General features: G+C 47.9%; 1 pseudogene. It reads right to left on the bottom strand.

The window, feature by feature from the left end:
- Nucleotides 1–518: pseudogene (locus R8N47_RS28435) on the bottom strand (ferric reductase); the annotation flags it as partial.

Here is a 518-nt window from a genome sequence, read left to right as displayed (position 1 = left end):
GAAATAGAACTCATAACGCGCTAAATCGCCACATTCGCTCGCGATACGCTCTACGTTAAGTCGAGGAGACACCGCCGTATCAATCACGTTCAGTTTCACTTGCGCAAGACGTGCCATTTTCCACAACTCGTCCACTAAATGGCTGTCCAAACCTCGCGTGCAGTAAAACAAATGCACAGGAGGATGCGTTTTTAGCGATTTGAGTGACGCTAAGATGGCAAAGAACGACGCAACCCCAACACCACCCGCAATCCAAATCTGGGGCTTATTGACGTCAAACGCCAAGCGTCCGTAAGGGCCTTCAACCATCACTTCTTCACCAATTTTAACCCTGTGGTACAAATCCGTGGTGAAATCACCCAACTCTTTGATCAAAAAGCGTACCTCTGGTTCATGCTCACCTGAAACAATCGTAAACGGATGCGGATCTTCATTACCAAAACGAACATAAGCAAACTGCCCAGCTTTGTGTCCTTGCCAAGGTTTTCCTTGGCCGTTATTGCTTGGCGCCAAAACCA

The sequence above is a fragment of the Vibrio sp. 2132-1 genome, assembly GCF_033344315.1.
The sequence above is the reverse complement of the archived record's forward strand: the minus strand, read 5'-3'. Positions and strand labels throughout refer to the sequence as shown.